This is a genomic window from Halorubrum coriense DSM 10284 (assembly GCF_000337035.1).
GTDB classification, from domain to species: Archaea; Halobacteriota; Halobacteria; order Halobacteriales; family Haloferacaceae; genus Halorubrum; species Halorubrum coriense.
Genome location: NZ_AOJL01000037.1, coordinates 24,224 through 49,118 on the forward strand (window position 1 = coordinate 24,224; position 24,895 = coordinate 49,118).

Below are 24,895 nucleotides of genomic sequence, written 5' to 3' on the forward strand. Positions count from 1 at the left end.
GTCCGTCGACCCTACTACCGCTCCGGTCCGCGTCCGATTCTTCCGCCGACATGCGGCTATTCGGAAGCGGTAAAGCCAGTCGGAAGGACCATACTACTGTATTATATGGGGAAATACCTTGAAGCGAAATCAGCTTCAGATGTGGTTATCTGGTAACTAACCCTACTCAAAAGTCGGAACGTGGTAAGAAGCGTTAATTTACGCTGTGCTGATTTTCGCACGCAATGGCCAAGGACGACGACACGTGGTATGACAGCATTATCGACGGATCCGGCGACAGTAGCATGCCCTTACTAGGGACGGAGACGGGAGAGACCGACGACGGCGGATCCCCGAGTGACGGCGGCCTCACCAGACGGTCGTACCTCGCGAGCGCCGGCGCGGCGGCGGCCGCTCTCGCCGGGTGCGCGGGACGCGCGGGTCAGCCTGTCGTCACTCCGGTGACGGTGTTCGGCTTCGGTGGCGGTACGGCGATCCGACAGTCAGAGGAACCGTCGACGTCGGTCGCTGAGTCCGAACCCAACGACACCCTGGGGGCCGCGACGCCCGTGGCGCTCGGCGAGCAGATCAGCGGCGACCTCCGACCGAGTGACAGCGACTGGTACGCCCTCGAACTGTCGAACGGACAACAGCTGGCAGTCACGTTCTGGCGCTCTTCGCAGACGGGGGTGACCGCAGTTATCGTCTACGACGCCGACGGAGTCTTCAGCAATCTGCGGTACATCAGTACGGACGAGACGGTCGCCTTCGAGGTGACCGCCGAGACCAGCGGGACCCACCACGTTCAGGTCGTGGACACGCAATCGAGCGACGGGGCGTACACCCTGGCACTCGGAGACGCGTCGGCGACCGAGACGCCCGACTCGGATTCGGGGACTGAAACGCCGACGCCGACCCCCATTGAGGACGACTACGGCCAACAGGGATACGGGGAATACGGCTACGGTGGTATCAAGGCCTGAGGGGCCGTGACGGGCGGACGATCCGGGTCGCAGTCGTAGCCCGAAGAGGCGTCCGGGCCGACACTCCGGTACCGATCCGAACGGTGGACCGTCTCGAGAGAAGACGTCGCCCGCGCCGCCAGACAGACGCCCGGAATCGCCTTCGGTATCGCCCGTGACGTGAAATCTCACTCGACGCGGCGACGGGGTTCTGCCGCAGGCGATCAACAGCGGACGTCGGATACGAGCGAGCGTGTACGCCGGTCCCCTACTTGAGAGACGTGACGCCGATCGACCGAAGTGCGACGTCCGGATCGCGTCGGAGCGAGCGGGAGGGCGTCGAGCAGAAGTTCTAATCCGTTCGCTCTACACAACGGTACACATGTAGAACAAACGCGTCCTCGTCACCGGCGGCGCGGGCTTCATCGGATCGAACCTCGCGAATCGCCTCGCGGCCGACAACGACGTGATCGCGGTCGACGACACCTACCTCGGCACGGAAGAGAACCTCGACGACGCCGTCGAGTTCGTCGAGGCCTCGGTCGTCGACGGCGACTTCCCCGCCGACGTCGATGTCGTCTTCCACCTCGCCGCGCTCTCCTCGCGGAACATGCACGAGTCCGACCCCCAGCGCGGTTGCCGCGTCAACGTCGAGGGGTTCGTCAACACCGTCGAACGCGCCCGCGAGGCAGGCTGTGAGACCGTCGTCTACGCCTCCACCTCCTCGATCTACGGCAGCCGCACCGAACCCTCGCCCGTCGACATGGACGTGGAGGCCCACACCGCCTACGAGGCGTCGAAGCTCGCCCGCGAGCGCTACGCCGAGTACTACGCCAACCACCACGAGATGAGCGTGGCGGGGCTCCGCTTCTTCTCGGTGTACCAGGGCTTCGGCGGCAACGAGGAGCACAAGGGCGAGTACGCGAACACGGTCGCGCAGTTCGCGGACGCCATCGCCAACGGCGAGGCCCCGGAGCTGTTCGGCGACGGCAGCCAGACCCGCGACTTCACGCACGTCTCGGACGTGGCGCGCGCCTGCGAGCTCGCCGCCGACGAGGAGTTGACGGGCGTGTACAACGTCGGCACCCAGGAGGCGTACACGTTCAACGAGATGGTCGCGATGATCAACGACGCGCTCGGCACGGATATCGACCCGGAGTACGTCGAGTGCCCGTTCGACGGTTACGTCCACGACACGATGGCCGACTACTCGACGTTCCGCGAGGCGACCGGCTGGGAGCCCGAGATCGGCTTCGAGGAGGGCGTCGAGCTGGTGTGCGAGCCGTACCGGTAGCGACGACGCGGCGGCTGTGGCTCCCGACAGCCGGCGTTCCCTCCGCGGCTCAGACGATCGAGGCGACCGCCTCGGAGAGCGACTCGTCGCCGTCGGCGACGTCGCGACGGTAGTGCATGTACACCGCGCCGAGCGGCGGCTGGACGACGTACGCCAAGGCGATCGGCAGCACGGCGGTCTCGGGCACTGCCGGCGCGGCGACGACGACCGCCACCGCGATCGAGAGGTTGCGCATGCTCGTCGCGTACACGAGCGCGACGCCGCTGGCCGCGTCGCGGAGCACGCGCCCGAGCCCCGCCCCGACGGCGAGTAAGAGCGCGTAGAACGCGACGATGGGGAGGATCGTGACCCCCGAGGCGACGGGGTCGGCGAGGATGCTCTCGGAGCGCATCGCCATGGCGATGAACACGATCAGCATGACGCCGAAGGAGCTGATTCCGCCGAGCGTCGGCTTCAGCCGTTCGAACCCGTCTTTACCCAGTCGGTCGAGCAACACCCGCCGCGTGAGGGTGCCGGCGACCATCGGGACGACGACCACGCGGGCGAGCTGCCCGTACAGCGCGGTGGGGTCGAAGCCGACGCTCGCCGGGATCAGCGCGGCGAGGTACGTCGGCAGCACCGCGACGGCGACCAGCAGGTTCACCGCCATCGCCACGAGCGCGGACTCCAAGTCCCCGTTGGCGAGCCCGGTCCAAGCGGCGGTCATGCCCGAGGTCGGGATGAGCGCGATGAAGTAGAGCCCGACCGCGTAGCCGACGCTCCCATCGAAGAACAGCCGCGCGAGCCCGACCGCGAGCAGCGGCGCGACCCCGAAGTTGACGAGGAGGCTGAGCGCCACGACCCGCGCGTGGCTGCGGACGTTCACTACCTCTCGGAGGTCGATGTTGATCATCATCGGGTAGATCATCAGGAACAGCACGGGGACCACCGCCGACTGGAGGAGCGTCTTGAACGACGCCCCGGCGAACTGTCCGACGAGTAACCCCGTCGCCAGCGACCCGACGACGACGTAGATCAGGTTCGATTTGATACCGGTGAGGAACCGCCGTATCATCGTGTGCGTTATTGTGGTTTGCGCACAATAATGGTTCGGGCCGACGGTCGTGTTCGCGGATCGAGTCGCGTCGCGGGTCGTGGTCGCCGCCGGGTCAGTGCCCCTCGACCGCGCTGCCGGCCGCGATGAGGAACCCGGTGATCGCGGTGATCAGCGCCACCGTCCCGATCGCGATCGCGCCGATCCGGAACGTGTCGCCGGAGAGGCGTTCGGCGATGAGAAACAGGAAGACGGTCGTGACGAAGCCGATGAGCACGAGCGTGCGCCCGAAGCGGCCCGTGTCGATGCCGGGCTCGCTAGACACGATTCAGTATCTCCTTGAGGACGCCTTGGTAGTCCTCCTCGGTGGCGGCGTTGCCGAGCGAGTGGATCGACTGACAGATCCACAACCCGGCGGTGAAGTTGATGAACGCCGCCATCGAGACGATGCCGAGCTGTCCGTCGACGAACAACCCCGAGACGACCGCGCCGACGAATCCCAGCGCCATGAGCGCGTGGGTGACGAGCGATCGGGTGCCGAAGTCGGCGAGCTGTAGTGATAACCGAGTGCCAACGGCCATACGACTCGTTGCGGCTGGCGATGTAAAGAGTTAGCGTGCTCCGACACGCCGACGCCGACGCGCGGCCCGGGCCGTCGGTCGCGAGACGTGACGGTCGCGGAACGGGGCCGTCGTCCGTTCGCTCCCGACGAGCCGCTCAGCCTCGACCGGGCGCTGCCGGTCGCCGAGTCACTCGACGGCGGGGGCCGTCTCGTCGGTCCGTCCCGGAAGCTCCAGTTCGATCTCGAGCTCCGGCTCGCCCACGCCCTCGAAGTCGATCTCGAGTTCGACCGGCTCGCCGAACGAGAAGGGCAGCTCCCACTCGTCGGTGGCGATCGTCAGCTCGTCCGCGTCGCGGAGCTGCTCGCCCAAGCCGATCAGGAACTCCCCCGCCTCGCTCGCGTCGAGCCGATATTCCTGTTCGAAGTCGCGGCCCGCGCGGATGGTCGTGCGTTCGGACTCGTCGCCGTCGGATGGTGATTGCGTCATCGTGGTGAACCCCTGCGTTCGCGACGGCCGCGCCGCCCGCGACGCGACCCCGAGCGGCGCGGCGCCGGGGAGCGGCGGCCATCGGAACGGATTAGGCAGGCCTAAAACTAAAGCTGCGCGGTTCCGACGACGATGCGGGAGTTGCTCGACGTCGACCCGACCGGTGAACCCCGCCAGTTTAGCCCGGCCGGCCCGTTTACGCTCACGAATGACCGACTCGAACCGGACGCACGACGTGGTTGTGTGGGGCGCGACCGGGGTCGCCGGGCGCTTCGCCGCCGAGTATCTCACCGAGCGGTACGCGCCCGAGGACCTCTCGCTCGCCGTGGGCGGGCGGAACCGAGGGAAGCTCGACGCGCTCGTCGACGACCTCACCGGCCGGAGCGACGCGTGGGACGACGTGCCCGTCGTCGTGGGCGACGCGACCGACGCGGAGAGCCTGCGCGCCATCGCCCGCGACACCCGGGTCGTCTGTACGACGGTCGGCCCGTACACGACCTACGGGACGCCGCTGGTCGAGGCCTGCGTCGAGGCCGGCACGGACTACTGCGACCTCACCGGCGAGGTGAACTGGGTGCGCGAGACCGTCGACCGCTTCCACGAGGCGGCCGTCGAGAACGAGGCGCGGATCGTCCACAGCTGCGGGTTCGACTCCGTCCCGGCCGACATCGGAACGCTGCTCGTCCAGTCGTTCGCGACGGAGACGTACGGCGAGCCCTGCGAGGCGGTCCGGATCTACCTCGACGGCGGGAGCGGGAGCGTCAGCGGCGGCACGCTGGCGAGCTTCGGCGAACTGTTCGAGGCGGCCGCGACCGACCCGCTCGCCCGCGAGGCGCTTCGGAACCCCTACTCGCTGGCCCCCCGCGGCGAGCGGAGCGGCGTCGACCCCGGCGAGCAGCGCCGGCCGCGGCGCGACCCCCTCCGCGACGAGTGGACCGCCCCGTCGCCGATGGCCCCGGTGAACGAGCGGGTGGTCCGGCGGAGCAACGCCCTGCTCGGCTACCCGTGGGGGCGCGAGTTCCGGTGCGGCGAGGTCGTTCCGACCGGATCGGGACCGGTCGGCGCGGCGACCGCGAGCGCCGTCGCGGGCGGGCTCGGGCTGTTCTCCGCGGCCATGTCCGTCGGCCCGGTGCGCGACGCGCTCCGCCGCTACGTCTTCCCCGACCCCGGCGAGGGACCGACCCGGGAGGAGGCGGAAGCGGGCGGCTTCCTGATCCGCGTCCTGGGCCGCGGGACGAGCGCGGACGGCCCGTTCACCGTCGAGGCGGAGTTCGGGGCCGACCGCGACCCCGGCTACGGCGCGACGGCGCGGATGCTCGGCGAGTCGGCCGTCTGTCTGGCGCGCGACGACGTCGACTCCCCGTTCGACGGCGGCGTGTTGACGCCGGCGTCGGGGATCGGCCTGCCGCTCGCGGACCGGCTCCGGGAGGTCGGCTTCACCGCGACGGTCGGCGAGGCGTAAGAGAGACTTCTCAGGCGGGTCCTTCCCGCCCGTCGATCACATGTAGCCGAGGTCGCGGAGGCGCTCCATCAGGTCCTCTTTGTCCTGGGCGCGGCCGGCGCGCTCGGTCGTGTCCTCGAGGTTCTGGAGCCATGCGGGCTCCTCGGTCGTCTTCTCGGTCGAGACCTCGCTGCCGAGCGAGCGGAACCCGGCGAAGTACTTCGGCGAGATCGGAACGTCCTCCTGGGTGACCCCCTCGGGCAGGTCGTCGTCGGCCTGCGGGATGTACCCCTCGTCGGGGAACGCCCCGACGCTGTCGGGGACGACGAAGTTCCAGAAGGCGTCCCAGACGTCGGCCTCGGCGAACTGGAGGATGGGCTGGATGCGGTCGTGGGGCGGGAACAGGTCGGGGTCGTGGCGCGGCGAGAAGAACGTCTCGTCGGCGCGCGCCTCCTGTTCGTCCCACCGGACGCCCGAGATGACGCCGTCGATGTCGTACTCTTCGAGGGCGTCGTTGAGCGCGACCGTCTTCAGCAGGTGGTTGCCGACGTAGGTGTCGAGCAGGAACGGGAACGAGTCCTCCTCGAACTCGAGGATCTCCCGGATGTGGTGCTGGTTGTGCTCGGAGAGCGCGTCGACGGGGATGTCGTCGCCGGGTTCGAGGCCGTGCTCCGCGACGTAGTCGCCGACGTCCTCGTTGCGGGCGTACACGAGGTCGATCTCCCACTCGTCGGCCCAGTGCTCGACGAAGTCGGTGATGTCGTCGAAGTGCTGGAAGTGGTCGATGAAGACGGCGGTCGGCTTCTCGTAGCCGTACTCCTCGGCGACCTGATTGATGAAGTACAGCGTCAGCGTGGAGTCTTTGCCGCCGGTCCACATCACCGCCGGGTTGTCGTACTGTTCGAGCCCGCGGCGGGTGACCTCGACCGCCTTCTCGATCTTGTGCTGGATCGACGGGTAGTCGTCGGGGGTCTCTCCCTCGCCGTCGGTGTAGTCGACGTCGACGCTCGCCGGGAAGTCGTCGCTCATACGCCGGAGATGTCGCCGCGAAGGGAGATATGCCTTCTGAATCGGACGCGGAGCGCGCCCGCGCTCGCCGGAACGGTCCCTCCCGCGATCTCACGGAACACAAGGGATATGCCGGCCGCCCCGGAACCGTCGAGCATGGGTCTGTTCGATCGGCTCCGCGGCGAGGACGACGAGCGCGTCGTCTTCCTCGGCATCGACGGCGTACCGCTCGACCTCGTCGAGGACCACCCCGAGGTCTTCGAGAACCTGACCGACATCGCCGAGACCGGCTCCGGCGGGCGGTTGGAGAGCATCGTGCCGCCGGAGTCGAGCGCCTGCTGGCCGAGCCTCACGACCGGCGTGAACCCCGGCGAGACGGGCGTCTACGGGTTCCAGGACCGCGAGGTCGACTCCTACGAGACGTACGTCCCGCTCGGGCGGCACGTGAAGGCGACCCGGCTGTGGGACCGCGTCACCGACGCGGGTCGCGACGCGACCGTCCTCAACGTCCCCGTCACCTTCCCGCCGTCGACGCGGATCCAGCGGATGGCCTCCGGCTTCCTCTCGCCCGACCTGGAGTCGGCCACGAGCGACGAGTCGCTCCGCGAGACGCTCGACGGCTTCGGCTACCGCATCGACGTCAACGCCAAGCTCGGCCACGACGACGACAAGACCGAGTTCATCGAGAACGCGCACGCCACCCTCGACGCACGATACGAGGCGTTCTCGCACTACCTCGCCGAGGACGACTGGGACCTCTTCTTCGGCGTGTTCATGAGCACCGATCGCGTGAACCACTTCCTCTTCGGCGACTACGCGACCGGCGGCGAGTACAAGCAGGAGTTCCTCGAGTTCTACCGCACGCTCGACGAGTATATTGGCGAAATCCGCGACTCGCTCGGCGACGATACCACGCTGGTCGTCGCCTCCGACCACGGGTTCACCCGGCTGGAGTGGGAGGTGAACTGTAACCAGTTCCTCGCCGACGAGGGGTGGCTCTCCTACGCGGCCGACGACCACGACTCGCTGACCGACATCGACGACGAGACGCGGGCGTACTCGCTCATCCCCGGCCGCTTCTACCTCAATCTGGAGGGACGCGAGCCGAACGGCGTCGTCCCCGAGTCGGAGTACGAGGCGACGCGCGACGAGCTCATCGCCGACCTCGAATCGCTCACCGGTCCGGGCGGCCGGCAGGTGTGTAAGCGGATCGTGAAGGGCGAGGACGCCTTCGACGGCGCACACGACGGCATCGCGCCCGACCTCGTCGTCATCCCCGCCGACGGCTTCGACCTCAAGTCCGGGTTCTCCGGGAAGGAGGCGGTGTTCACCGAGGGGCCGCGCAACGGGATGCACAAGTTCGAGAACTCGCTGTTGTACGCCACGGAGCCCGACCTCGACCTGAGCGACGCGAACCTCTTCGACGTGACGCCGACGGTCCTCGACCTGCTCGACGTCGACGCCGACGCCGAGTTCGACGGCGAGAGCCTTGTGTCGTAGGGCCATCGGCTCCGGCGCCGTCCCGGAACAACCGTAACCGACACGGCTATGCCCCCAGCCGCTGGGGTTGAGGTGTCGTGACCGACGGTATTCGGTTCGTCGCGCTCGGTGCCGTTCGACGGGACGACGAGTTTCTGGTCTGGGAAGGGGAATCGCCGAGTGGGGAGCCGTTCTATCGATTGCTCGGCGGCGGCGTCGAGTTCGACGAACACAGCCGCGAGGCGGTCGTCCGCGAGTTCGACGAGGAACTCGGCGTGGAGTTGCTCGACCCGACAGCGGTCGGCACCTTCGAGCGCGTCTTCGATCACTGCGGCGAGACCGCCCACGAGGTATGGCGGGTCTACGAGGGGGATATCGCCGAGGACTGGCTATACGACCGGGATTCGTTCACGTTCGTCGAGCCGGAGAGCGGGACTGAACACGTGGCACGCTGGGTCCCAGTCAATCGGCTGCGGCGACCGAAAGTGACGTTTTACGCGCCCGAAGTGCTCGACGCGCTGACCGACTGACGCGGACGCCCGGCTCTCAGATCCGCTCCGTCGGCGTCGAACACCGCAGACAGAGGATCCCGGTCCCGGCCCAGTTCACGTGTCGCGACCCGCACTCGGGACAGCGGTGGCCGTCGTTGTTGTACTCGGTCGTCCCGCGGGGCGCGGCGAGGTGCCCGTCGTCGATCGCGCGGTCGAGGAGGCTTCGAAACCGCTGCTTCTTGAACCGGGCTCGGTGCGCGAGGAAGTCGCCCGGGCGGTCGGGGTCGGAGCCGTGGACGTCCTCCCACTTGATCGCGATCTCGCCGTCCGCCTGTCCCCGCGCGACCTGCTTGATCGTCGCGGCCGCGGCCTCGAAGAGCGGCGTCGTCGCGAGCGCCTGCGGCGAGTCGACCGCGTCGGCGGCCGCGTAGCGCTCCGCGGCGTCGTCGTACGCGGCCGCGGCGCCGTCGAGCCCCCCGGCGACCCGGAAGTCGGCGACGAACTCCGCGAGGCAGGCGTTCTGTCCGGGTGCGTCGAGCACCCGCTGGAAGTCTCGGCTCGCGGCGATCCCCTCGACCGCGCGCTGGGTCGCCCGGGCGTCGGCGCCCGCGACGCGGTACGCGACCGCCGCGGCGAGCAGCTGTTGGAGCCCCTGCCCGATCCACCCCTTCTCGTCCGGTTCGAAGGGGTCGATCTCCGGCCGCGGGTCGGCGAGGACGCGTCGTCCCCCGCGGGTGTATCGATCCCCGGCCGTCTCGTACTCGCGGGCCGCGAGCGCGTCGACCGCCGCGTCGTAGTGACCGCCGTCCTGCGTGTTCATACCGTACGCAGGGGCCGGACCGGGTTGCATGTGACGGTCGCGGCGGCCTTCACTTCCGAGACGTTCCGACGGCCTCGGCTCGGATCTCACGGCCGACGCAGAGGCGGCAATCGGACCCGGGCGCGGCGACGCAGCGGAGGACGTACCCCGCGTCGTCGCCTGGTCCGTCGGTGCTCATTCCAGATTGCCGGGTAATATTCGACACTGCCAATAATGTAGCACGGTTTATGCTTCCAGACGATATTTGTTCACTATTTGATGCGTCTGGAAGGGCTGCCCGCCGACCGCTGCGGCTACCCACAGGGACGATCAGGTGACGGACGGGATACGACGGGCGACATCACGGTCGTGACGCAGTCTCGGGTCAAACGCACCCGACGGCCGTATCCTCAAAAGAGCAAGTACGCGACGCCGTACCCGACCGCCGCAACGGTCACTGTCGCCGTTCCGGTAACGATGGTTCCCAGTGCGTCGATCGGTCTCGTAAACGGGTGAGACAGCAGTCCGACGCCGACCGCGCTCAGCGCGAGGATACTGAACACGAATACGACTGCGTCGTGGAGCGTCGGCGGCGGAATAACGAAGACGGCCCCAGAGTACCCCGTCCCGAGCCCTGCCCGCGGGTGGACTAACCGACGGATGGAAACGTCGTGCGAGCGAGTGTACGTCCATATTCCCAGCCAGACGGTTCCGATCTCGATGAGGAACGCTCCGAGTAAGTGCAGCGTGGGATCTGGGTGCAGGGTGATCCGGTGACTCACCAGCATCGCATCGAACGGATAGAAAAACAGCGGCGGGCTGCCGGTGACTAAGTCCCCGAACGGATGTGAGAGCAACCCGAGAAACGCGACGGCCAGCACCGCTGGTGCGGGAACGCCGCGTCGTCGGGCGGCCGTCGCGACCACCACGCCGCCGAGAGCGTACACGACGGTGATCCCCGCGACTGCACTTCCGCCGGTCACACCGGCAACGGCGATCAGCCCCGCAATGACACCCGCGCCGGCTACGTGCCCGATCCGTCGATCCCCGGCTAAGAACGCCGCGCCGATCGCGAGAACACCTCCGAAGAGGAGCGAGTGGGTCGGGCCTCGATGGATGATGTTCGCTGTGTTCCAGAACGTGTCCGGGTCGATCGTCTGGACAGACTGAAGGGCTAACGCGACCGGGGCGTACGCGATGTCGATGTCAGGCACGAGCGCGAACAGCCCAGCGAACACGCCGAACTGGAGCGCTCTGTCCCGGCCGACACCGAGACGTGTCGCGGCCAGCGCTCCGACGGCGAACGCCACGAGACTATGCCCGACGAACATACCCGTGGTTTTGTTTCAAAAGATATAACTATCTCGTGTCGCCCGGCCCACCAATCGGTCTACACGGCGAAGTACCGACCCGAGCAGAACGGGCTAAATGTGGCCTCTCACTCAGTGTCCGACGAAGTCGTCTGCGATGTAACGAACCGGCAGTATTAGCTGCTACCGCTCACAGACGAGCGTGCGTCTGAGTTCGCTAACTGTGCTCAGATTCACCGACAGGGGTCGTCTCGGGGCGATCGACGACGGGTTTATCTCGTATCCTCGGGACGCGATCGAGCCCGGAAACTCCGGTGCGGCTCCCTCGGCTCGGGTGAGACCACGCGTTCCGTTGCCGGTGTGACGTCGCGGTGGCGGTGGCCGAGCGCGACGAACTCGCCCGCGCACTGCGGCGGGCCTCCGAGACGGCGACTGCCTCGGCCCAACAGGCGTTCCTGAATCGTCTGTCCCCCGCCGAGCGGAGCTGCTTGAGGGCATCTCCGGGGCCGCCACGATCGGTGTACGCCAGTGAACGTTCCTCCTCCTCGTCCCCTCCGTGTCGCTCACCCTGTCGCTTCAACGTTCGTCCCACGCAGCCCGGGGCGGCCCTGGTCGGCTCGGCCCCTCTCGGTGTGAAAAGTAACACGACCGACGACGAGTGAATGTACCAAGAGCCGTTAGCTGACCCGATGGCGATACGAGGGTGCCGAACGCCGGGCCGGGAACGCGACCTGCCTGCGTTCGTCAGCGGTCTGCCGACCTCGACCGGAGCCGATCCCCCAACTGGTCGGAGATGCCGGTCAGGTACGTCGTCCCGAAGACGGCGACGAGTATGCCGCCGATACTGTTGTACATGAGGTCCAAGACGGTGTCGTCGAGCCCGTACTGCGTGAGCACTTTGGGGATGCCGAACAGGTCCGCGCCCACGGCGATGTAAAACTCGATGAGCTCCCAGATGACGCCGAACGCTAACACGAATATCAGCAGGTACGCGAACATGAACTTCGGTCCCAGATGGATGTGGTCGGTGTGTTCTTGGACGGCTCGCGTCACCGCGTAGCCCGATGCGACGACTATCGACGAGGACAGCGCGTGGGTCAGGTGGTCCCACCACCACGTCGCACCGTACAGACTCTCGAAGTCGAGTCCGGGGAGCGGCACCGTCCCGAGCGCGTGTAGGAACACCGCCATCGTGATCCAAATGACGAGCCACACGTCCATGACGATCCGGTATCGACGCTCTAAGAGTGCGGGTAACTGTGTGACGAAGAGCCCGATTGCGGCGTCGAACGCGATCACGACGTTGCCGGAGTACAATCCGAACCCGAGGATGGCGACCAACAGGACTTGGAGCACTCTGACGACTCCCACCTGCGTGCGCTGAGAGACGTGTATCCGGGTTCGGATGCTCAGCATGCGGGTCCGGATGCTCATCGCGCACTCACCCCCTCTCCGCCGACGCGTTCGAGGTTGGCCTTGAGCTGCCGCTGGAAGTACAGCCGAAAGACGCCGCCGGCGACGAACGCCGCCAGTGCCGCGGCGTTGAAGATCATCATCAGCTCCTCGTTGGTTTCGATGAAGGCCGTGTCGAAGTAGTAGGCCGAACCCGCCGCCAGAATCGCCCAGAGGCCCGCAGTCGCCATCGTGGCGAACACGACGAAGAACACGGCGAAGTTCGGCGTCATCCGCACGGACCCCGTCGATTGGAACGCAACGACCACGAGCATGCCCAGCGCGGCGATACTGAGACCGGTGACGACATCGGCGAGGAAGTTGACCCCGAGCGCTCCTGTCGAAAGGGGGATCGCACAGACCAGTAACAGCGGCCACGGAACCGTTCGGGTCCACCGTCTCTCGACGAGCGCCGGGGTGATGGCGACGAACGCCGCGACGGCAGCGAGCGCCATCCGGGCCAGCAAGAGCTCCAGAAAGGCGGTTATCGCGACGGCGAAGAGAGCGCCGACGAGGGCCCACGCGATTGCCGCGTTGATCCGAGTGTCCTTGAGGAACCACTCTTCAGGTAGTCGTTGACTCATGCTCGGGAGCGCTCCGTGAGACGATCGGTGTGGGCTGCGCCAACCGACGGCTTCATACTCGACTCCGCTGGGCGGCGTTTCCGACAACCGAGCTATCGCGCTCCTGCCCAAGAAGCACCACCGAGACGCCGGTCACGAGCAAATTGATCCCGAAGAGAACACCGACAGCCCAGACCGCGTCGGTGGGGAATCCGCTCCAGAGGAAGCCGCCGAGCAGGAGCGAGAGACTCCCGCTAGCGAGCAGCCACACGGCTCCGGGCTGTCCGCGGCTTCGTATCCCCCACGCGACCTCCACGACCCCGTCGGCGATGAAAAATCCGACGGCGAGCAGGGTCAACGTCAACAGCCCGAAGAGGGGGTTCGCCAGGAAGATAATTCCGGCGACGCCGTAGACGACGGCAAGTGTCACTTGACCGAGTCCGTCTCTGAGCGTCCCCGTAGAGGAGGCGTGTAACACGTGTACAATCGCGCCGGCGACGAGGACGACGCCGAGTAACACGGACAGCGAAAGTCCCGTGACGAACGGAAATATCACCGCGAGACCCCCGAGTACTGCGAGGAGGGTTCCGGCCACCGCAGCGGTGCGGCTCCCGGTGCGGGTCGATTCGTTTTCAACAGTGTTAGTTTCTACCACATTATATACTACGTCAGTCTACATAAAAACGATAGAGACTTTTCAATTCAGTTCATCCGTTGCTAGAAATTCTTTTGTTTCGTAAGTGGCTCGGATCAAACATATTGGACAGATCCGAGACACTCCACCGCGAATCGCCACAGGAGGCCCCGGTAATACCGGTTTCACGTTGCGATAAATTACGGTACCGTCTGCTTACTGGCTGCGATATTACAGGGCGACCGCGCGCCGGTCGCGAGTGGATTCGAAGCCCGTCGACCCCGGCGGACGCTCCCAGAAGCGGCCGGTCAACGGGCGAATAACAGAGTACGACGAATACCATCGGACCGTAGAGATGGGACTGATACAACAGGGAGTCTCGATCGACCTACAGCAGTATATCCCGATGTTCGTGAACGCGATTGCGACGACGCTGCTATTCGTCGTCGTGTTTCTCGTTGCGTACCGACTCGGGCGGTCAGTCGTCACCGGAGCGGTCGAGAACAGTCTCAAACGTCGGGATTTCGACGAGACGCTCGTCGGGTTCGCCGCGAGTATGACCGCCGTCGTGATGACCGTCTTTGCGGCCGCACTGGCCGCCGCGATCGCCGGATTCGGGACCGTTCTCGCCGCGTTCGCGACTCTCGGAGGGGCGCTCACGCTCGCGATCGGCTTCGCGGCGCAGGACCTCATCGCGAACTTCGTCGCCGGCGTGTTCCTCATAAAAGACAAGACGTTCACCGTCGGCGATTGGATAGAGTGGAACGGGGGCGACGGCGTCGTCCGTGAGATCCATCTGCGGGTGACGAAACTCGACACGCTCGACAATCAACTGATGACGGTGCCGAACAGCGACCTCGCTAACGCGACGGTGACCAACAACGTCGCGAACGATCGACGCCGGGTGGCGGTGGGGTTCGGGGTCGAATACGACGAGGATCTCACCCGAGCACGGAACGCCATCGTTGAGGAGGGCGCCAGTATCGACGGCGTCCTCGACATCCCCCGACCGACGGCTCCCCTCGCGGAGCTGGGCGACTCGTCGGTCATTCTCTCAGGACGTGTCTGGATCGACCCGTCGGAAAACAGCTATCCGGCGGTGCGTTCGCAGTTCGCCGAAGCGGTCAAGGACCGCTTCGACGCCGAGGGCATCGACATCCCGTATCCCAACACGGAGCTCTCGGGCGACCTCGAAGTCACGAACGTCGCTCCTGTGGAGGGGAATACCGGAGACTGATCGACCTCCCTTCGGTTCGGAGACTCGGAGCGTGAGCCGTGAGCGGACGTCAGCGTCTACAAGTCGCCGCCCGGGAAGCCGGCAACACGCCGGGGACGTCCGGAGGGTTCGGTAGGTGTGAATCCGTCGACCGGGCGGTTCGACTTCGTCCCACCGTCGGCGTGACACTCGTTCCGGTCTCCGATTCCGCTCGTGATCATCGTGAGTACCGTGGTGTCCGAGCGTAGCGTAACGCGTGCTGCGCGTCGTACGGCCTCTGTCTCTGGCGCGGTTCAGGTGCCTCAACGGCGTGAAATCGGACTGTACGCCACCGAAATCTCGGTCCCCGACGATTCTTCCCGGCGCGTCCCCGAGAGGAGGGTATGGCAGAGCGCCCTCCGGAAGCGGCCGCCGGCGAGCGAGCGGGCGAGAGGTCGAGCGACGGAGGGCGGCCCTCCGACCGCACCGCCCACGGACCGGCGGGGAGCGGACGCGGTCTCGTCGCCCGGACGGGGTGGATCCTCGTTCTCACCCTGCTCGCGGTGCCGATGGCGGTCATCCCCGCCGCCGACCTCACGGTCGTGAGTCTCTGGGGCTTCCTCAACCCGGCCGCGTCGGGGTCGGGGCTCGGCTTCGGCGGGTACCCCGTCTGGGCGTACTTCCTCGATCAGTCGCGGCCGTTCGCGGCGCTCCCGGCGTCGATCCGCGCGTGGCCGCTGGCGGTAGGGTTCCACGTCCTCGCAGCGGCCAGCGCCGCGTCGGGCCGGGTGTTCGGCCGCGAGGACCGCCGCGTCACCGGCGGGCTGCTCGTGCTGGCGGGGACGGCGAGCCTGTGGGTCTCGGTGGGGTTGGCGGCGCGGTTCGGCGTCGGGACCACGTCGGGACTGCTCACCGTGCTTCCGGTCGGCGCGGTCGCGACCCTCGCCGTCGCGGCCGCCGCGTACGGGCGCGACCTCCGGGCGGTCGTCGTACAGTGATCGCTGCCGGTCCGGAATCCCTTTTCGAGGTTTGGTCCGTTCCGTTTGCGCGTGTCAACGACTGTGTCGACGCCCGACGCCGACGAGACGGACGCCTACTGCAGTTCGCTGATCTTCGACCACGACCCGACCTGCGTCCGCGACTGCGAGGAGAACCGTGGCTCACCGGCGTACTCCCGTTACGACGCCCGCCTCGCGACGCACATCGACGAGCGCGATCTCACCGCGGGGAACGCCCGCGAGTGGTCGCCGGGGGAGTGAGGCGACGCGCGGGGCGGCCGTCGTCCGCTACTCGTCGCGCGGGCTGCTCGGGTGGTACTCGGTGTCGTACTCGCCCGGGTTCCCGTCGACGCGGTCCGGGTTGATCCGGCCGCCGAGCAGCATGAAGTCGAGGACGGTACAGTACAGCATCGCCTCGACGACGGGGACGGCCCGCGGCGGGAGGACGGGGTCGTGCCGGCCGACGACCTGGACCTCCTTCTCCTCGCCGGTCTCCCAGTCGGCCGACCGCTGCTTCTTCGGGATCGACGTGGGCGCGTGCCACGTCGCCTCGCCGTAGATCGGCTCGCCGGTGGTGATCCCGCCCTGGAGCCCGCCGTGGTCGTTGCCGACCGGGACGGGGTCGCCCGCCTCGCTCTCGACGTGGTCGAACGACTCGCCGTCGTCGAACGTCCAGTTCTCGTTGCGGTCGCTGCCGGCCACGTCGGTCGCGTCCTTCCCCAGCCCGTACTCGACGCCGGTGGTCGCCGGGATCGAGAACATCGCCTGCCCGAGCCGGGCGGGGAAGCTGTCGAAGCGCGGGGATCCGAGCCCGCGGGGGACGCCGCGGCACTCGAAGTAGATGGAGCCGCCGATGGAGTCGCCGCGCTCCTGGTACTCTTCGATCAGCTCCTGCATCTTCGCGGCCGCGTCCGGGTCCGCGCAGCGCACGTCGTTCTCCTCGCTGCGGTCGAGGAGCTGTTCGAAGCTCACCGGGTCGGCCTCGACGTCGCCGATGCGGTTGACGTGGGCTTTGATCTCGACGTCGTGGTCGGAGGCGTCGAGCACCTGCTCCGCGACCGCGCCGGCCGCGACCCAGTTCACCGTCTCGCGCGCCGAGGAGCGGCCGCCGCCGCCCCAGTTGCGCGTGCCGAACTTCGCGGAGTAGGTGTAGTCGCCGTGGGAGGGGCGCGGGGCCGTGACGTACGGCTCGTACTTGCCCGAGCGGGCGTCCTTGTTCTGGATCACCATCCCGATCGGGGTGCCCGTGGTGTAGCCGTCCTGAACGCCGGAGTTGACGACGACTTCGTCGGGCTCGCCCCGCGAGGTGGTGATCATCGACTGGCCCGGCTTGCGCCGGTCGAGCTGCGCCTGGATCGCCTCCTCGTCGAGCTCGACGCCCGCGGGCACGCCGGAGACGGTGACGCCCATCGCGTCCCCGTGGCTCTCGCCGTAGGTCGTCAGCTGGAAGAGTCGGCCGAACCGATTCCCGTTCATACCGGTACGTGTGGCCGGGGGCATATAGGGGTTGCAATCCGCGCAACGGGTGCGGTCCGCCCGGGCGCGACGGAGACGGCGCGCCGGCCGTCGCGGCCACCGCGGTCGCCGGCACGGCGCGCGACCGATGGGGGTATGTAACGGGAACGCGTTGGTGGGGGCGTGCGCGATCGCCTCACCTCCGACCTCGGCGTGTACGCCCTCTCGGGGTTGTTCTCGCTCGTCGTCTTCGCCTTCGCCCTCTGGATCCTCTCGCGGACGCTGCCCGGCGGGCTCGCGAGCCGACAGCTCGGTGGGCTCGTCGTCGGCTACCTGCTGTTCGTCGGCGTCTACACGACCGCGTGGTTCATCTACACGGGGATCGACAGCCGCGAAGAGGTCTGACCGGCGGGCCGCGGCCGCCGACCGACCCCGGTTCCGCCCGGGCCGGATCCGCCTGCCGAACCGTTTTCACGCCGCCGCGCGACGGGACGCGTATGAGTCGGGACACCATCGCATTCGACGTCGACGACCGCGGCGTGGCGACGATCACCGTCGACCGCCCCGAACAGCTCAACGCGCTCACCGCCGAGACGCTCGAAGCCATCGAGGACGCGCTCGGCGAGGCCGCGGACCGCGAGGCGCGCGCTCTCGTGATCGCCGGCGCGGGCGACGAGGCGTTCGTCGCCGGCGCGGACATCTCGCACATGGTCGACCTGTCGACGCCCGAGGCGCAGGCGTACGCCGAACTCGGCCACCGCGTCGCGGACGCGATCGAGACGTTCCCCGCCCCGACGGTCGCCGCCGTCGACGGCTACGCCTTCGGCGGCGGCTGCGAGCTCGCCCTTGCCTGCGACCTGCGGGTCGCCGCCGAGAGCGCCGTGCTGGGGCAGACGGAGATCGACCTGGGGATCATCCCCGGCTGGGGCGGCACGCAGCGGCTCCCGGCGCTCGTCGGCGACGAGGTCGCCCGCCGGCTGATCTTCCTCGGCGAGCGGATCGACGCGACCGAGGCCGCCGAGGTCGGCTTCGTCGGCGAGGTCGTCGCGGACGACGCGTTCGACGACCGGATCGACGAGCTGGCCGGCGAGCTGGCGGCAAAGCCGGCGACCGCGCTGCGCGCGGCGAAGGAGGCGCTGAACGCGGCCGGCGAGGGGTCGGCGGCGACCGGGCTCGCCTTGGAGCGCCGGGCGTGGGCCGGCCTGTTCGGGACGCACGACCAGCGCGAGGGGATGGAGGCGTTCGTGGAGAAGCGCGAGCCCGAGTTCGAGTAACCCGACCGCGCCCGTCGGCCCGGTCGCGGTCCTGCGGCTCGGCGGGCCGGTAAGGCAAAGAGTCGTTTGCGCTACGAGGACGGCTTTATTCTTCGGCCGCGAACGGTCGTCTATGAACCGTAGACGACTCCTCGCCGCGTGCGGGGCCGGCGTCGGAACGCTCGCCGGCGGCGTCGCGTGGCGCCGGGTCCGCGGCCCCTCGGTGCCACCGGGGATCGAGGCGGCCACGACCCACCTCGAGGCCGACGTGCTCTTCCGGGCGCCCGACCGCGACCCCGAGTTCCCCGAGTGGAAGTCGGAACACCACACCGTCGTGCCGGACGCGGCGGCGGCCGAGGAGCGGCTCGTCGACGACGGCTCGGTCGCCGAGTTCGTCGCGGCGACCGACTTCGCGGAGTCGGTCCTGATCGTCGTACAGAACGGCATGCAGTCCGAGATGGAACTCGTCCTAGACGCGATCGAGCGGGTGGCGGACGGCCTGCGTCTCGACGTCTCGGTCGAGGCCCCCTCGGGCGGCCCCGACGACCTCCGGACTCACTCGCTGCTCGTCCGGCTCACCGGCGCCGAACCGCGCGTTCCCCTGCGCGTCACCGTGGACGTCGAGGGGTACGTCTGACCGGGGCCGAGCGGGCGGTTCCGGCGCGATTCTCACCGGCACTCGAGACAGACATACGCGACTCCGGCCCCACGTGACGGTATGATCCCGAACTTCGGCGACAAGTACGACGCCGACGCCCTCTTCTCGCCGAGCGACGCGGTCGCCGCGCAGGGGGACGGGCTGCCCGACGTGCCGCCGGCGGTCCTGCTCGGCTACCAGTCCGAGCTCACCGACGCGGTGCGAGAGCGGAGCGACGACTGGGTCGAGCTCGTCAGGGGCCAGGGCGTGGACCTGCTCTCCGAGGCGGTCGGGTACGTTGCGGTCCACGAGTCGGGTATCGGCGCCCCGGTGACCGCGACCGTGACCGAGAACGTCATCGCCGCGGGCGCGGAGGCGGTGGTGATGCTCGGCGGCGGCGCGGCGCTCCAGCCGGACCTCGCTCCGGACGCGGCCGTCCTTCCGACCGACGCCATCCGCGACGAGGGCGTCTCGCACCACTCCTCCCCCCGGAGGAACCGGTGACCGCGACCGCGTCCCTCGTCGACGAGCTGGACGCGTCGCTCTCGCGCGCCGGGTTCGACACGCCCCGCGGACCGACGTGGACGACGAGCGCGATGTACCGCGAGACCGTCCCCGAGGTCGAACGCTACCGCGACGAGGGGGTCGTCACCCTCTGTATGGAGTCGGCGGCGATCTGGGCGGTGGCCGAGTACCGCGGCGCCGACGCCGCGACGGTCCACGAGATCGGCGACTACCTCACCCCCGACGACTGGGTTCCCGAGGCGGACGCCGACCGCGGGCTCCCGGAGATGCTCGACCCGACCGTCGAGGCGCTGGAGCGGCACGTGGGCGAGCGGTGAGCCGGGACCGGCTCGGGCGAGCGACCCGAACCCCGCGCCGCGACCCGTGCGACCGAGGTCCACGGAACCCCGGGATCGCCACGCTTTATTAATCCGCCCGAGTACCGGCGACATGGACCAGTTGCGGCAGTCGCTCCTCGACGCGCCGATCATCGAGAAAGGCGAGTACCAGTACTTCGTCCACCCGATCAGCGACGGCGTTCCCATGCTCGAACCGGAGCTGCTCCGGGAGATCGTCATCCGGATCATCCGGAAGGCGGAGTTGGAGAACGTCGACAAGATCGTCACGCCCGCGGCGATGGGTATCCACATCTCCACCGCGCTCTCGCTGATGACCGACATCCCGCTGGTCGTCATCCGCAAGCGCCAGTACGGCCTCGGTGGCGAGGTCCCGCTGTTCCAAGAGACCGGCTACTCCGAGTCGGAGATGTACATCAACGACGTGGAGGAGGGCGACCGCGTGCTCGTCCTCGACGACGTGCTCTCGACCGGCGGCACGATGAAGGCCATCCTCGACGCGCTCACCGACGAGGTCGGCGCGGACGTCGTCGACGTCGTCGCCGTCATCAAGAAGGCGGGCGAGAACGAACTCGACGACACCGACTACAACGTGAAGACGCTGATCAACGTCACCGTCGAGGACGGCGAGGTCGTGATCGTCGACGCGCAGGGCGACGAGTAGGACGCCGCCGAGTTGCGTCGCGTTTTCCGGGGAGTCCGGGAGCCACAGCCGCGCGGCTGTGCGTAATCGCTTGTAACACGGCGATCGGCACGAACACTCCCGAAGCCCCAGCCGCAAGTCCCACACCGCAACCGCAGCCTCGCGCCTCCCCAGCCTCGTCGGGCGCGTCCGTCGGACTCCCTCCGGTCGTCCTCGTCGCGTCCGACTCCAGCGAGGGACCGACGGTCCCTCCGGCAGCCGGCGCGACGCGCCGGCGACCTCGCACGCGCACCTCGCGACCGCCGAGGGCGGCCGCTCGGCGGCGCGCGCCGACCGCGCCGCGGCGTCTGCCGGGTATAAACCCCGCGTCGCCCTCTCTCGCTGCCGGGCGCGGGCGTCTTTTATACCGAGGTCGTCAATGACTGACCACACATGACTAGCGCACTGTTCGTCGTGAGCGAGGAGGGGTACTGGGCCGAGGAGTGTATCGAGCCGCTGACGACGCTCGAATCGGAGGGCGTCGACGTGACCGTCGCGACGCCGTCGGGGTCGCCGCCGGTCGTCGACGAGCGCTCGCTCGACCCCGAGGCCGCGGGCGGCGAGGAGCGAGTCGCGGAGCTCCGCGAGGTCGACGAGGAGCACCCCGAACTGAACGATCCGGAACCGATCGCGACCGTCGACGCCGACGGGTACGACGCGGTCGTCTTCCCCGGCGGTCACGGCACCGTCTGGGACGTGAACCAGGACCGCCACGCCCGCCAGCTGCTCCTTGACGCGGTCGCGGGCGAGGAGAGCGTCGCGCTCGTCGTCTGCCACGCGGTCGGCATCCTCGGGTTCACGCGCGAGGCCGACGGGACGCCGCTCGTCGAGGGGCGCTCCGTCACCGGCTTCCCGAACGACTGGGAGGACGGCATCGTCGACGACCACGACGTGATGCCGGACGGTCGGAAGCTCCCGTACTGGGTCGAAGACGAGGTCCGGCTGGCGGGCGCTGAGTGGGACGCCGAACTCGACGCCGACACCAGCGTCACCGTCGACGGCGACCTGATCACGGCCCGCGGCCCGGGCTCCTCGGCCGCCGCGGCCGCGACGCTGCTCGACGAACTGTAACTCCGGGCGAGGGACGCGGGGCCCGTCCGCTCACCGGATCACGAAGGCCGGTTCGTCGATCCGCTCGCTCTTACACTCCGGACACCGCGACGGTTCGTTGACCGGGTCGTCGAAGCCGTCGAACCCGCAGTCGCGACAGGTCGGCGGCGCGACGAGGAACTCCTCGTCGTCGTCGCCGGCGTCGGACCCGTCGCCGTCGGCCACGGACCGCGAGACGTGTTCGAGGTGTTCGTACACGGCCGGCGTCGGCAGCGACAGCGTCGCCGCGAGGTCGCTCGCCGTTCGCGGCTCCTCCCGGAGCGCGTCGGCGATGCGCTGGCGGGTCGTCTCCATGCGTCGTCTTCGCCCCGCGCCGGCTAAAGCGGTCCGGGACGCGGCCGCCGCCGTACCGCGCGACGACGGCGCGGGCACAAGAGGTATGTCACCGGAGTGAGACGGAGGGGTATGAAAGCCGTCGTACTCGCTGGTGGCTACGCGACCAGGCTCTGGCCGATCACCGAACACCGGCCGAAGATGTTCCTCCCGGTCGGGGAGAACACCGTCATCGACGAGATATTCGAGGACTTGGAGGCCGACGAGCGCGTCGACGAGGTGTTCGTCTCCACGAACGAACGCTTCGCCGACACGTTCGCCGACTACCTCGACGACAGCCCCTTCGAGAAGCCGACGCTGTCGGTCGAGGAGACCGTCGCGGAGGACGAGAAGTTCGGCGTCGTGGGGGCGCTCGAACAGCTCGTCGAGCGCGAGGGGGTCGACGACGACCTGATCGTCGTCGCCGGCGACAACATGATCAGCTTCGACCTAGCCGACTTCGCGGACTTCTTCGAGGACAAGGGGACGCCGACGCTGGCGGCCTACGACGTGGACGACCGCGAGCGGGCGAAGTCGTACGGGCTCGTCCAGCTCGACGGCGACGAAGTGGTCGACTTCCAGGAGAAGCCCGACGACCCGCAGTCGACGCTCGTCTCCATCGCCTGCTACGCGTTCCCCGCCGAGACGCTCCCGGACCTCACGACCTACCTCGAAGACGGCGAGAACCCCGACGAGCCCGGGTGGTTCCTCCAGTGGCTCCAACAGCGCGGCGCGGTCCACGCGTACACCTTCGACGGCGCGTGGTTCGACATCGGCACCGCCGACAGCTACCTCGACGCGGTCGAGTACGCGCTCGACGGCGGGACGCTCGTCGACGACGACGCGACCGTCGAAGGGAGCGACTTGGGCGACGTCGTCCACGTGATGGCGGGGGCGTCGGTGAGCGACTCGACGCTCGACCGCGCCGTCGTCTTCCCGGACGCGACCATCGCCGACTCCGAGGTCCGTAACTCCGTGATCGACACGGGCGCGACCCTGACGGGCGTCGACCTCTCCGGCGCGCTGATCGGTTCGTACACCTCGATCACCGAGGGCGACGGCTTCTAGCGGGGGTCACCGCGGCCGGCGCAGCCGTCGCGCTCACCCCCGTCGGAGCCGCTCACTCGTCGGTCCCGGCCTGCGCGTGCGTGTGGTGGTAGCAGTCGAACGCGGGGTCGCCGCCGTCAGTCGCGGGGTAGAAACAGACCCGCTGGTAGCGCTCGTTGTCCAGCAGGTTCGCGACGAAGCCGCCGGTGTGCCGCGAGACCGAGTCGTACGGGTCGCCGCAGGCGGGGCAGTCCGCCGGCGGGTCCTCGGGGACGTACATGCGACGTGTCGGTCGACGCTACGCTCCCGAGCCGGAAAACGACCGCGGCGGGGGTCGGCGGCCGACGCGGCTCAGGAGCCGTTCGACCCGTCGCCGCTCCCGCCCTCGACGCCGAGCGCGTCGAACAGCTTCCGCCGGACCGCCTCCTCGGTGAGGTGGAGCAGCGTGTCGCGGTTCTCGCCGCTCGCCTCGATACCCGTGAAGATGCCCAGCGGGATCTCGAGCGACCCCTGCGTGGAGTGGCCCGCGGCGTCGCCCATCTCCGAGAAGGCCTCGTCGAGCACGTTACCGATGTTCAGCCGGATGTCCTTCGAGCGGGCCGCGAGGTAGATCTTGTCGTCGGCGATCCCCAACACGGCCGTCGTCGTGATCCCCTCTAGGTTGAGGAGGTGTTGGGCCGCCTGCGCGAGCGCCTCGCGGTCGCGGATGAACCCGGCCGTCGAGAAGAGGTGGCTCCCTTGGACCTCGCGGTTCTGGATCGCCTCCGCGAGCACGTCCAGCGTCTCCGGGCTCATCGACGGCGACTCCACCTGTTCGAGCGTGTCGTGGTTCGCGAACGGGTGGAGGTACGCGGCGGCGGTCAGGTCCGCCGGCGTCGTGTCCCGCTTGAAGTCCAGCGTCTCGGCGCGGATCCCGTAGAGGAGGGCGGTCGCGACCGCCTCCGAGGGCGACTGGTCGAACTCCTGGAGGTACTTCGTGAGGATCGTCGACGTCGAGGAGACGTTGGTCCGGACGTCGACGAACCGCGCGTCGAACGGTACCTCGGCCTCCAAGTGGTCGAGGTAGACGTCGACGGGCACGTCGAGGTCGAGGTCCTCGGCGGCGGCCTTCGCGAGGTCGACGGCCGCGACCGTCGCGTACTCCGCGAGCGGCGGGGCCTCGCTCCGGGCGAGCAGGTCGATCCCGAGGAGGTTGACGAAGGCCCTGTTCTCTTGATGGCCGACGTCGCCGGAGTAGATGATGTCGGCGTCGACGCCGAACGCCTCCGCGATCGCTTGGAGCGCGGTCGCGGACGCGATCGAGTCCGGCTCCGGGTTGTCGTGCGTGAGGATCGCCATCCGGTCGCCGCCCTCCTCGATGATCTCCGCCAGCTGGCGGGCCATGTACTCCAGCTCGCCCGTCTCCAGCGACTGGAGCGCGCTGTCGGCGATCACCGTCGAGGGGTTGATCACGACGTCCGCGCCGCGCTCGCGCAGCTCGTCCTCGCTGACGGGGTCGGAGGCCCGGGCGACGAGGTAGTGATCGCCGCCCGTCTCTCTGACCGCGGAGACGGCGGCCTTGTTCGCCTCCACGTCGCTGGCGAGTATCAACACGATGTCCCGGTCGTCGAGTTCGTCGACGACGTCCGGCTCGGCGATGTCCTGAACACGTGCGTTGAGGTCCTGGTCGCGGAGGGCCTCCACCCGGCTCTCGTCGCGGTCGAGGATAAGGACGTCCTTGCCGCGCTCAGTCAGTTCCTCCGCGACGGCGTGGCCGACGCTTCCGCAGCCGAGAATGGCGTATCGGGTCCGCGCGGATCCGGATGCCCCACTACTCATTGAAGGGATTTCCGCGGCACGACACTTAACGAGT

At 68.4% G+C, this 24,895-nt stretch carries 28 protein-coding genes and 2 pseudogenes; 15 read left to right on the plus strand and 15 right to left on the minus strand.

Annotated features, from left to right (window positions below):
• The first annotated feature begins 224 nt into the window (after positions 1 to 224).
• Positions 225 to 962, plus strand: a complete 738-nt coding sequence (locus tag C464_RS09655) for a hypothetical protein (RefSeq protein WP_006113506.1) — start codon at positions 225 to 227, stop codon at positions 960 to 962.
• Between the two features lie 367 nt (positions 963 to 1,329).
• Positions 1,330 to 2,235: pseudogene (locus C464_RS09660) on the plus strand (NAD-dependent epimerase/dehydratase family protein); the annotation flags it as partial.
• A gap of 49 nt (positions 2,236 to 2,284) precedes the next feature.
• On the opposite strand, the gene C464_RS09665 reads toward C464_RS09660, so the two are convergent.
• The 4 genes from C464_RS09665 to C464_RS09680 all read right to left on the minus strand — a co-directional run bounded on the left by C464_RS09665 (position 2,285) and on the right by C464_RS09680 (position 4,317).
• On the minus strand, positions 2,285 to 3,289 hold the full coding sequence (locus C464_RS09665) for an arsenic resistance protein (protein WP_006113508.1): 1,005 nt from the start codon (positions 3,287 to 3,289) through the stop codon (positions 2,285 to 2,287).
• A gap of 94 nt (positions 3,290 to 3,383) precedes the next feature.
• Positions 3,384 to 3,593: a hypothetical protein gene (locus tag C464_RS09670; RefSeq protein WP_049911035.1), complete on the minus strand. Its 210-nt coding sequence runs from the start codon at positions 3,591 to 3,593 to the stop codon at positions 3,384 to 3,386.
• Positions 3,586 to 3,849 carry a hypothetical protein gene (locus C464_RS09675; protein WP_049911036.1) on the minus strand — a complete coding sequence of 88 codons (264 nt, stop codon included), beginning with the start codon at positions 3,847 to 3,849 and terminating at the stop codon, positions 3,586 to 3,588. The genes C464_RS09670 and C464_RS09675 overlap by 8 nt, the downstream gene beginning before the upstream one ends.
• 168 nt (positions 3,850 to 4,017) lie before the next feature.
• Positions 4,018 to 4,317, minus strand: a complete 300-nt coding sequence (locus C464_RS09680; RefSeq protein ID WP_006113509.1) for an amphi-Trp domain-containing protein — start codon at positions 4,315 to 4,317, stop codon at positions 4,018 to 4,020.
• A gap of 208 nt (positions 4,318 to 4,525) precedes the next feature.
• Here C464_RS09680 and C464_RS09685 point away from each other — a divergent pair, with 208 nt between their 5' ends.
• Positions 4,526 to 5,779, plus strand: coding sequence for a saccharopine dehydrogenase family protein (locus C464_RS09685; RefSeq protein ID WP_006113510.1), 1,254 nt, complete (start codon positions 4,526 to 4,528; stop codon positions 5,777 to 5,779).
• Positions 5,780 to 5,815: 36 nt separating this feature from the next.
• Here the strand turns inward: C464_RS09685 and C464_RS09690 are convergent, their stop codons facing one another.
• Together C464_RS09690 and C464_RS18955 are read right to left on the minus strand one after the other, a co-directional pair.
• A complete protein-coding gene (locus C464_RS09690) occupies positions 5,816 to 6,787 on the minus strand; it encodes a phosphoadenosine phosphosulfate reductase family protein (protein WP_006113511.1) in 972 nt (323 codons plus the stop codon).
• Complete coding sequence (locus C464_RS18955) at positions 6,784 to 6,924, minus strand: hypothetical protein (RefSeq protein WP_161781674.1); 141 nt, start codon at positions 6,922 to 6,924, stop codon at positions 6,784 to 6,786. The genes C464_RS09690 and C464_RS18955 overlap by 4 nt, the downstream gene beginning before the upstream one ends.
• Between C464_RS18955 and C464_RS09695 the strand changes: the two genes are divergently transcribed.
• Both C464_RS09695 and C464_RS09700 read left to right on the plus strand, forming a co-directional pair.
• Positions 6,923 to 8,266 (plus strand): alkaline phosphatase family protein, encoded by a 1,344-nt coding sequence (locus C464_RS09695; RefSeq protein WP_006113512.1) that lies wholly within the window; start codon positions 6,923 to 6,925, stop codon positions 8,264 to 8,266. The genes C464_RS18955 and C464_RS09695 overlap by 2 nt on opposite strands.
• Positions 8,267 to 8,343: 77 nt before the next feature.
• A complete protein-coding gene (locus tag C464_RS09700; RefSeq protein ID WP_006113513.1) occupies positions 8,344 to 8,775 on the plus strand; it encodes an NUDIX domain-containing protein in 432 nt (143 codons plus the stop codon).
• A 16-nt stretch (positions 8,776 to 8,791) separates the two neighbouring features.
• Here the strand turns inward: C464_RS09700 and C464_RS09705 are convergent, their stop codons facing one another.
• The 5 genes from C464_RS09705 to C464_RS09725 form a co-directional block, all read right to left on the minus strand.
• Positions 8,792 to 9,556 (minus strand): hypothetical protein, encoded by a 765-nt coding sequence (locus tag C464_RS09705; RefSeq protein ID WP_006113514.1) that lies wholly within the window; start codon positions 9,554 to 9,556, stop codon positions 8,792 to 8,794.
• A gap of 389 nt (positions 9,557 to 9,945) precedes the next feature.
• Positions 9,946 to 10,866 (minus strand): metal-dependent hydrolase, encoded by a 921-nt coding sequence (locus C464_RS09710; protein WP_006113515.1) that lies wholly within the window; start codon positions 10,864 to 10,866, stop codon positions 9,946 to 9,948.
• A 723-nt stretch (positions 10,867 to 11,589) separates the two neighbouring features.
• Positions 11,590 to 12,279, minus strand: a complete 690-nt coding sequence (locus C464_RS09715; RefSeq protein ID WP_006113516.1) for a hypothetical protein — start codon at positions 12,277 to 12,279, stop codon at positions 11,590 to 11,592.
• Positions 12,276 to 12,881: a hypothetical protein gene (locus tag C464_RS09720; protein ID WP_006113517.1), complete on the minus strand. Its 606-nt coding sequence runs from the start codon at positions 12,879 to 12,881 to the stop codon at positions 12,276 to 12,278. Before C464_RS09720 ends, C464_RS09715 begins: the two co-directional genes overlap by 4 nt.
• 52 nt (positions 12,882 to 12,933) lie before the next feature.
• Complete coding sequence (locus C464_RS09725) at positions 12,934 to 13,455, minus strand: HdeD family acid-resistance protein (RefSeq protein ID WP_006113518.1); 522 nt, start codon at positions 13,453 to 13,455, stop codon at positions 12,934 to 12,936.
• A 394-nt stretch (positions 13,456 to 13,849) separates the two neighbouring features.
• On the opposite strand from C464_RS09725, the gene C464_RS09730 reads away from it, so the two are divergent.
• The 3 genes from C464_RS09730 to C464_RS09740 all read left to right on the plus strand — a co-directional run bounded on the left by C464_RS09730 (position 13,850) and on the right by C464_RS09740 (position 15,948).
• Positions 13,850 to 14,731, plus strand: coding sequence for a mechanosensitive ion channel family protein (locus C464_RS09730; RefSeq protein WP_006113519.1), 882 nt, complete (start codon positions 13,850 to 13,852; stop codon positions 14,729 to 14,731).
• Between the two features lie 362 nt (positions 14,732 to 15,093).
• Positions 15,094 to 15,687, plus strand: coding sequence for a TIGR04206 family protein (locus C464_RS09735; RefSeq protein ID WP_006113520.1), 594 nt, complete (start codon positions 15,094 to 15,096; stop codon positions 15,685 to 15,687).
• A gap of 51 nt (positions 15,688 to 15,738) precedes the next feature.
• On the plus strand, positions 15,739 to 15,948 hold the full coding sequence (locus tag C464_RS09740; protein WP_049911037.1) for a hypothetical protein: 210 nt from the start codon (positions 15,739 to 15,741) through the stop codon (positions 15,946 to 15,948).
• A gap of 27 nt (positions 15,949 to 15,975) precedes the next feature.
• Here C464_RS09740 and aroC read toward each other — a convergent pair whose 3' ends face one another.
• Positions 15,976 to 17,163 carry a chorismate synthase gene (gene aroC, locus C464_RS09745; protein ID WP_006113522.1) on the minus strand — a complete coding sequence of 396 codons (1,188 nt, stop codon included), beginning with the start codon at positions 17,161 to 17,163 and terminating at the stop codon, positions 15,976 to 15,978.
• A 162-nt stretch (positions 17,164 to 17,325) separates the two neighbouring features.
• Here aroC and C464_RS09750 point away from each other — a divergent pair, with 162 nt between their 5' ends.
• From C464_RS09750 to C464_RS09775, 6 genes and pseudogenes are all read left to right on the plus strand, one after another.
• A complete protein-coding gene (locus C464_RS09750; protein WP_006113523.1) occupies positions 17,326 to 17,547 on the plus strand; it encodes a hypothetical protein in 222 nt (73 codons plus the stop codon).
• 92 nt (positions 17,548 to 17,639) lie between these two features.
• Positions 17,640 to 18,416: an enoyl-CoA hydratase/isomerase family protein gene (locus C464_RS09755; protein ID WP_006113524.1), complete on the plus strand. Its 777-nt coding sequence runs from the start codon at positions 17,640 to 17,642 to the stop codon at positions 18,414 to 18,416.
• A 112-nt stretch (positions 18,417 to 18,528) separates the two neighbouring features.
• Complete coding sequence (locus C464_RS09760) at positions 18,529 to 19,032, plus strand: hypothetical protein (RefSeq protein WP_006113525.1); 504 nt, start codon at positions 18,529 to 18,531, stop codon at positions 19,030 to 19,032.
• An 81-nt stretch (positions 19,033 to 19,113) separates the two neighbouring features.
• Positions 19,114 to 19,874, plus strand: a pseudogene (locus tag C464_RS19650) (phosphorylase family protein).
• 112 nt (positions 19,875 to 19,986) lie between these two features.
• Positions 19,987 to 20,556: a hypoxanthine/guanine phosphoribosyltransferase gene (gene hpt / locus C464_RS09770; RefSeq protein WP_006113526.1), complete on the plus strand. Its 570-nt coding sequence runs from the start codon at positions 19,987 to 19,989 to the stop codon at positions 20,554 to 20,556.
• Between the two features lie 411 nt (positions 20,557 to 20,967).
• Positions 20,968 to 21,645 (plus strand): DJ-1/PfpI family protein, encoded by a 678-nt coding sequence (locus tag C464_RS09775; RefSeq protein ID WP_006113527.1) that lies wholly within the window; start codon positions 20,968 to 20,970, stop codon positions 21,643 to 21,645.
• 30 nt (positions 21,646 to 21,675) lie between these two features.
• Here the strand turns inward: C464_RS09775 and C464_RS09780 are convergent, their stop codons facing one another.
• A complete protein-coding gene (locus tag C464_RS09780; RefSeq protein WP_006113528.1) occupies positions 21,676 to 21,978 on the minus strand; it encodes a transcriptional regulator in 303 nt (100 codons plus the stop codon).
• A gap of 111 nt (positions 21,979 to 22,089) precedes the next feature.
• Here C464_RS09780 and C464_RS09785 point away from each other — a divergent pair, with 111 nt between their 5' ends.
• Positions 22,090 to 23,064, plus strand: coding sequence for a sugar phosphate nucleotidyltransferase (locus tag C464_RS09785; protein ID WP_006113529.1), 975 nt, complete (start codon positions 22,090 to 22,092; stop codon positions 23,062 to 23,064).
• A gap of 52 nt (positions 23,065 to 23,116) precedes the next feature.
• Here C464_RS09785 and C464_RS09790 read toward each other — a convergent pair whose 3' ends face one another.
• The gene (locus C464_RS09790) at positions 23,117 to 23,323 is read right to left on the minus strand and encodes a hypothetical protein (RefSeq protein ID WP_006113530.1); all 207 of its coding nucleotides are present in this window, start codon (positions 23,321 to 23,323) and stop codon (positions 23,117 to 23,119) included.
• A gap of 71 nt (positions 23,324 to 23,394) precedes the next feature.
• The gene (locus C464_RS09795; protein WP_006113531.1) at positions 23,395 to 24,861 is read right to left on the minus strand and encodes a DHH family phosphoesterase; all 1,467 of its coding nucleotides are present in this window, start codon (positions 24,859 to 24,861) and stop codon (positions 23,395 to 23,397) included.
• Positions 24,862 to 24,895: the final 34 nt, after the last annotated feature.

Coding starts and splice junctions, on each gene's coding strand:
- C464_RS09655 (WP_006113506.1), top strand. CDS start 225: ATGGCCAAGGACGACGACACGTGGTATGACAGCATTATCGACGGATCC.
- C464_RS09665 (WP_006113508.1), bottom strand. CDS start 3,289: ATGATACGGCGGTTCCTCACCGGTATCAAATCGAACCTGATCTACGTC.
- C464_RS09675 (WP_049911036.1), bottom strand. CDS start 3,849: ATGGCCGTTGGCACTCGGTTATCACTACAGCTCGCCGACTTCGGCACC.
- C464_RS09680 (WP_006113509.1), bottom strand. CDS start 4,317: ATGACGCAATCACCATCCGACGGCGACGAGTCCGAACGCACGACCATC.
- C464_RS09685 (WP_006113510.1), top strand. CDS start 4,526: ATGACCGACTCGAACCGGACGCACGACGTGGTTGTGTGGGGCGCGACC.
- C464_RS09690 (WP_006113511.1), bottom strand. CDS start 6,787: ATGAGCGACGACTTCCCGGCGAGCGTCGACGTCGACTACACCGACGGC.
- C464_RS09695 (WP_006113512.1), top strand. CDS start 6,923: ATGGGTCTGTTCGATCGGCTCCGCGGCGAGGACGACGAGCGCGTCGTC.
- C464_RS18955 (WP_161781674.1), bottom strand. CDS start 6,924: ATGCTCGACGGTTCCGGGGCGGCCGGCATATCCCTTGTGTTCCGTGAG.
- C464_RS09705 (WP_006113514.1), bottom strand. CDS start 9,556: ATGAACACGCAGGACGGCGGTCACTACGACGCGGCGGTCGACGCGCTC.
- C464_RS09710 (WP_006113515.1), bottom strand. CDS start 10,866: ATGTTCGTCGGGCATAGTCTCGTGGCGTTCGCCGTCGGAGCGCTGGCC.
- C464_RS09715 (WP_006113516.1), bottom strand. CDS start 12,279: ATGAGCATCCGGACCCGCATGCTGAGCATCCGAACCCGGATACACGTC.
- C464_RS09720 (WP_006113517.1), bottom strand. CDS start 12,881: ATGAGTCAACGACTACCTGAAGAGTGGTTCCTCAAGGACACTCGGATC.
- C464_RS09730 (WP_006113519.1), top strand. CDS start 13,850: ATGGGACTGATACAACAGGGAGTCTCGATCGACCTACAGCAGTATATC.
- C464_RS09735 (WP_006113520.1), top strand. CDS start 15,094: ATGGCAGAGCGCCCTCCGGAAGCGGCCGCCGGCGAGCGAGCGGGCGAG.
- aroC (WP_006113522.1), bottom strand. CDS start 17,163: ATGAACGGGAATCGGTTCGGCCGACTCTTCCAGCTGACGACCTACGGC.
- C464_RS09755 (WP_006113524.1), top strand. CDS start 17,640: ATGAGTCGGGACACCATCGCATTCGACGTCGACGACCGCGGCGTGGCG.
- C464_RS09760 (WP_006113525.1), top strand. CDS start 18,529: ATGAACCGTAGACGACTCCTCGCCGCGTGCGGGGCCGGCGTCGGAACG.
- hpt (WP_006113526.1), top strand. CDS start 19,987: ATGGACCAGTTGCGGCAGTCGCTCCTCGACGCGCCGATCATCGAGAAA.
- C464_RS09775 (WP_006113527.1), top strand. CDS start 20,968: ATGACTAGCGCACTGTTCGTCGTGAGCGAGGAGGGGTACTGGGCCGAG.
- C464_RS09780 (WP_006113528.1), bottom strand. CDS start 21,978: ATGGAGACGACCCGCCAGCGCATCGCCGACGCGCTCCGGGAGGAGCCG.
- C464_RS09785 (WP_006113529.1), top strand. CDS start 22,090: ATGAAAGCCGTCGTACTCGCTGGTGGCTACGCGACCAGGCTCTGGCCG.
- C464_RS09790 (WP_006113530.1), bottom strand. CDS start 23,323: ATGTACGTCCCCGAGGACCCGCCGGCGGACTGCCCCGCCTGCGGCGAC.
- C464_RS09795 (WP_006113531.1), bottom strand. CDS start 24,861: ATGAGTAGTGGGGCATCCGGATCCGCGCGGACCCGATACGCCATTCTC.